The organism is Staphylococcus sp. EG-SA-2 (assembly GCF_017152085.1).
In genome coordinates this window covers 1-648 of the sequence record NZ_JACYHC010001197.1, presented here as the reverse complement: position 1 = coordinate 648, position 648 = coordinate 1, and the positions used below count along the sequence as shown (strand labels likewise).

Here is a 648-nt window from a genome sequence, read left to right as displayed (position 1 = left end):
TAAATCAACATGTATGTATTATTAGATTGAAAAAAGAGTATTATTATAATTTTTTTGGACAGTATCTATTATCAAGAAAAGGTAAAAGGAAAATTTTCCTTGCACAAAGTGGAGGTAGTCGAGAAGGACTAAACTTCAAAGAAATTGCTAATTTAAAAATCTTCACCCCAACTATATTTGAAGAGCAGCAAAAAATAGGCGAATTCATCAGCAAACTTGACCGACAAATTGAATTAGAAGAACAAAAACTTGAATTACTTCAGCAACAGAAAAAAGGCTATATGCAGAAAATCTTCTCGCAAGAATTGCGATTCAAAGATGAGGAAGGTAAAGATTATCCAGATTGGAAATCAAAATCAATTCAAGAAATATTTGAGAATAAGGGTGGCACTGCTCTAGAAACAGAATTTAATTTTGACGGTAATTATAAAGTTATAAGTATAGGAAGTTATTCTATAAATAGCACTTATAATGATCAAAATATAAGAGTCAATAAAAATAAAAAAACTGAAAAATATATTTTATCAAAAGGCGACTTAGCAATGGTATTAAATGATAAAACAAAAGATGGGAAAATTATAGGTAGAAGTATATTTATAGATAAAGATAATCAATATATTTATAATCAAAGAACTGAAAGATTAATAC

General features: G+C 27.2%; 1 protein-coding gene. It reads left to right on the top strand.

What is annotated here, in order from left to right:
- On the top strand, positions 1-648 hold a 648-nt coding region (locus IDG60_RS19545; protein ID WP_206161090.1), incomplete at both ends, for a restriction endonuclease subunit S.